Below are 4,625 nucleotides of genomic sequence, written 5' to 3' on the forward strand. Positions count from 1 at the left end.
GCAGCCCGACACCATCCAATCGCGCACAAGCTTCCACTGGCTACACAATACGGCCAAGATAAATGCCTAAGCTGAACACATCAGACGGAAATGGTATCATACCCACGTCAGCGACCAAGCCTTGGCCGCCTGACCCAAGACAAACAGCCTCCGAGAAACCCAGAGCGGTTCAGGCCCAGCCGATCCGGATCGCGGCGCATGCCTTTGATCCTGGGATGCCCACTCGTGACCTACGTCTCTCCCCCGGCCACCCCGTTCTCGTTGGGGCCGATGCGGACGGCGCAGGCGGCTACCTCGTGCCGATCATGTACCTCATCAACTTCACGACCATCGCTCGCGAGCCGGCAGCCACGATAACCTACTGGCACGTCGAGCTCGACAGTCACGACATCCTGCTCGCCGAGGGCCTGCCAGCCGAGAGCTATTACGATATGGGCAGCCGCTCATGGTTCTCGGGCGCGAACGGGCCGCTCGTCGATCCCGACTTTGTGCCGGCGGGAGAGTACGGCCGCTGCCGGCCTGTGGCGGTCGAGGGTCCGGTGGTCGAGGCGGAGCGGGTACGCCTATCGGGCGTGTTCGCCATGTTGCTTGACGCGTCCTGCGCTTGAGACGAGGCCGGGCGCTTCGCCTGGATCGCCGCGTAGGCCAGAAACGAAAGCGCCCCGCTTGGCGGCTGCCGGCGGGGCTGAAGGCGGGGTCTCGGAGGTACAGTGAAGTCGCCGGTCAACGGGCCGGCGGCGGGGCTGGTTCCGGCGCGCTACTCGTGCCGATCGACGGTCCGGTTATGGATGACCTGCGCGCGGTCGATGCTGCGCAGCAGGTCGGTCTGGGCCTTCGTCTCCTCCCGCGTCACCCGCACGCATTTCGCGATCCGAGCCAAGTGCTCGACCTGCTGCCGACCACTCTCTCGCAGGTCCCGCAGGATGATCAGCACCTCGGCCAGGCCTTAGAGAGTGGCGAACCTCCGGCTCAAGCACCGGGCGAGCCAGAACGAGACCTGAACAGGCATGGGGAACGCGACGGGGAACGTGGGGAACGCGAGCCCAACGGTAGGGCAGCCTAAGGTCTTGCATTGCAAGGTGGAAAAGCTGGAGCGGGTGAAGGGAATCGAACCCTCGTATTCAGCTTGGAAGGCTGCTGCTCTACCATTGAGCTACACCCGCGGCGGCTGCCCAGATAGCATGGTCGATCCGGGTTGAGAAGCGGGGCGGCACGGGAATCGGCCCGCGCGCGACCGTGCCCCGCCTCCCCTATTCCGCCACCAGCTTATAGGGCTGGCCCGCCCGCAACGGCACGCCCTTGTCGAGGCCGTTGAGGACCTGGAAACGCTCGAGCGGCCGGTCCACCGCGGTCATGCGCTGGGCCAGGCTCTCGGCAGTGTCGCCGGGCGCGGCGGTGACGATCTGGATGCGCAGGGGCTTGAGGCTGCGCGCCTCCTCGGGCGTGACCAGGGCGATGCTCGACAGCCAGCGGCCGAAGGCCGGCTCGGGATCGATCGTGCCCTTGGCCGCCATGATCATCCGGAAGGTGTTGGTGCCGACCCGCACCGCGGCGAGGCGGAAGAACCAGTCCTTGCCCTTCGAGACCGCCGTGACCGCCGGGAAGCCGTTCAGCATCCGGTTCTCGAAGCTGCCGGTCTCGATCGCGTCGTTCCAGGTCGCCTTCAGCACCTCCTCGAGGCCCTGGCCGGCATTGGTCTCGACGGCGTCGAACAGCAGGCGGCGGTTGCCGTCGGGGGTGGTGCCGAGGACCGCGCGGGCGGTGTTGTCGAGCCCGAACCCCTCCGGCGCCTCGAAGGCGACGCCGAGGCGCGGATGGATGAAGCGGCGGCCGCGGATCAGCCCGTCGGCCGGGTTGTCGCCGTAGGCGATGCCGTCGATCGCCGCGAGGTAGCGGTTGCGGTCGTCGACGCCGAGGCCGGGGGCGCCGATGCGGCGCGCGGCCTGCGTCACCTGGGTGATGCGCTCGGGCGTGCTCGGATGGGTCGCCAGCATGTCGGGCTCGGAGGCGAGACCGGCCCCGGCGCGGAGCGCCGTGGTGCGGTTGAGCGCGGTAAGGAAGCGCGCGGCACCGAACGGGTCGTAGCCGGCGCGGGCCAGCGTGCGCACCCCGGTCTGGTCGGCCTCGAATTCCTGCGTGCGCGAGAAGCGGGCCAGCACGAAGCGGGACTGGTCCTGCAGCAGGGCGCCGGTCGCCGGGTCGTTGAGCACGTCGGCCACGACCTTGCTGACGAGCTCGGAGCGGAGCGCCATCTCGGTGCGGGCGCTGGCGTGGCGCAAGGTCACGTGGGCGATCTCGTGCGCCAGCACCGCGGCGAGTTCCGAGGTGTCGTCGGCGAGCGCGAGCAGCCCGCGGGTGACGTAGAGGCGGCCCGTCGGCAGCGCGAAGGCGTTGACCACGGGCGAATCGAGCAGCGTCACCGCGTAGGTCTCGTCCGGCCGCTCGGTCGCCTTGACCAGGCGGTCGGTGACGTCGCTGACGAGGCGGAGCGCCGTCGGCGCCCGGTACTCGCCGCCGAAGGAGGCGACGAGCTTGGCGTGGTCGGCGTCGTTCGCCGGCCGGTCGCGCCCGGTGGTGCGCGGCGCCTCGGGCGGCACGACGGCCGCCACCTGCGGCGCCAAAGCGCCGGTCTGGTCGGCCGTGCAGGCGCCGACGAGCAGGGCGAGCGCCGCTGCCGGCAGGACGGCCGCCCGGCGCCGGGCCGGCTGTGTTCGCGTGAAAGACCACCCCATGGCGATCAGCGCCGCGGCGCCTGCTCCTCGTCCAGCAACTCGATCATCTCGGCCGCGCCGATATCCAGGGTCGGCCCGCGCCACAGCTCGACGATGCCGCGAGCCCGCACGCGCCGCCCCCGAAGCGCTGAGGAAGAGAAACCACGTTCGAGCATGATCCGCCAAGTGCGTTTCGACACCGTGACCGTAACACCTTCCGTGCCGAAAGGGGCGAAGTTGAGGTAGGTCCGGCGCTCGCGCTCGCCCACGTTGCGCACCCTCCCCTCCACCACCGCGAATCGGCCCGCCATCGCCTTGAGGCGCGCGACCTCCTCCGTCGGCACCGGCGCCGCCCCGGCCCAGAGCCCGTACCCGGCGCGGCGGGCCGCGTCCTCGAGCGCCAGCAGGCCGGGCCGGCACAGGCTGTCGCCCTCCCCGGCATCGACCTGGACCAGGCCCGCCGCCACGAGCCCGCCGGCGAGGTCGACCGGGGCCTCGTCCAGGGCGGCGGCGTCGAGTGTGATTCGGCCCCAGCGGTCCGGCTCCGGCGCCTCGCGCGTGGCGAGCGGACGGCCGGCGAGCCCGGCGAGCCAGGCCCGCGCGGCCGCCGCCGCCGCCGGGTCGTCGGGCCAGCGCAGGCCGTCGAGGCGCGCCCGCCGGCCGGAGGCGAGGACGAGATCGCCCCGGGCGGCCACCGATTCGATCCGGTCCTGCCCGGCGGTGCGCCCGCGGCAGGCCGGCGGCTCGCGCCCCCGCGGGGCCGCCGCCGCCGCCCCGGCGAGGAGCGCGAGGCCGAGACAAGCCGCGATCGGTCCTCTCATGCAAAAAAAGCCCGTGGTGGAGATCCGGCCGACTCGGTGCCGGCGAGGTTGGCGGAAACGGGCCGGGATGGTAAGAGGCTCGCCGTGGGTCTCCGTAGCTCAGCTGGACAGAGCACAGGTTTCCTAAACCGAATTGGGCGTCGCGCCGGGAAACTGCGCGGCGGATCCGCTCAAAGTCGGGGAAAGCGTCGAGCCCTCTCGCGGCTCACGCCGATCCCGAGCCAAGCCCGGCCCGCCAGGCCGGGAAGGTGTAGAGACTAGACGGGCGGCACCTAAGGGTCCGGCAAGGCATCTTGCGGGGCTACGGTGAAGGGATAGTCCAGACCACGAACGCCTCGCGGCGGCGGCGAAAGCCGAAGTGGTACGAAACCTGGGGTCGCAGGTTCGAGCCCTGCCGGGGACGCCACGCATTCTCGAGCCCCTGTCCGGGCCGAAACTCTGCCAGAATCAGTGCCTTGCGGACCGCCGGTCATACAACCGGCTGGTGCTGGCGGGCCATGGGCTCGATGGACGACGTCCTGCGGGACAGGCACGGCACCTGATCGTTCCGGCAGGCCTTCCCGGCCGGGCTGCGGTCCTTCATGCCCGCCCATGGACCGGGATGGCGACGAGGAAGGGGAGCCTCCAGGGCAATACCCGGTCGCCGCCGCGCGAGCCCACGCCCGTCGCCTGCCCGGCTGCGTGGCGGATTTCGAGGACGCCGCGAGCAACAGGCGCGAGGAGACTGGCGCGCCGGTTTTGCGGGGCACCGCCGCCCACCGACGCGGATTTCGGACGTCGGATGCGGCGGGTCGAGCGCCGAGCAAGAAGCGAGGCGCCGGTGAAGCAGACATCGGCCTCCTGTGACAATCCGACACTGGCCCGATGGCGCAGCGCGGCGTGTCTCGACGCACCAGCTTGACGTGGGAAAATTTCCCACTTATTTTCCGACATGCTGGCATCCGGGCCGGATCGTCCGGGAGCATTACGCGCGGCACGGCCTCAGTCGCGCCCGGCCTAGAGCATTTTCCGACCAAGTGGCCGCCGGTTGGGCGAAGAAAATGCGGCAAAATCAAAGACCTAGAGAGCTTCGCGAGTAACCGGGGCAAATTTG

Annotated in this window: 5 protein-coding genes and 1 tRNA gene; 1 reads left to right on the top strand and 5 read right to left on the bottom strand. The window is 70.4% G+C overall.

The window, feature by feature from the left end; genetic code table 11:
• The first annotated feature begins 62 nt into the window (after nt 1-62).
• Complete coding sequence (locus tag ABZT49_RS33855; protein ID WP_355292953.1) at nt 63-608, top strand: Hint domain-containing protein; 546 nt, start codon at nt 63-65, stop codon at nt 606-608.
• 149 nt (nt 609-757) lie between these two features.
• Here ABZT49_RS33855 and ABZT49_RS33860 read toward each other — a convergent pair whose 3' ends face one another.
• From ABZT49_RS33860 to ABZT49_RS33880, 5 genes are all read right to left on the bottom strand, one after another.
• Nucleotides 758-934, bottom strand: a complete 177-nt coding sequence (locus ABZT49_RS33860; RefSeq protein WP_355292954.1) for a hypothetical protein — start codon at nt 932-934, stop codon at nt 758-760.
• Between the two features lie 155 nt (nt 935-1,089).
• A tRNA-Gly gene (locus ABZT49_RS33865) sits at nt 1,090-1,163 on the bottom strand.
• An 87-nt stretch (nt 1,164-1,250) separates the two neighbouring features.
• Nucleotides 1,251-2,732 (bottom strand): M48 family metalloprotease, encoded by a 1,482-nt coding sequence (locus tag ABZT49_RS33870; RefSeq protein ID WP_355292956.1) that lies wholly within the window; start codon nt 2,730-2,732, stop codon nt 1,251-1,253.
• A gap of 5 nt (nt 2,733-2,737) precedes the next feature.
• On the bottom strand, nt 2,738-3,532 hold the full coding sequence (locus ABZT49_RS33875) for a DNA-binding protein (protein ID WP_355292958.1): 795 nt from the start codon (nt 3,530-3,532) through the stop codon (nt 2,738-2,740).
• Between the two features lie 579 nt (nt 3,533-4,111).
• Entirely contained in the window at nt 4,112-4,465 is a 354-nt protein-coding gene (locus tag ABZT49_RS33880) for a hypothetical protein (protein ID WP_355292960.1), read from the bottom strand.
• Nucleotides 4,466-4,625: the final 160 nt, after the last annotated feature.

The sequence above is a fragment of the Methylobacterium sp. EM32 genome (genome assembly GCF_040593685.1).
Lineage (GTDB): Bacteria > Pseudomonadota > Alphaproteobacteria > Rhizobiales > Beijerinckiaceae > Methylobacterium.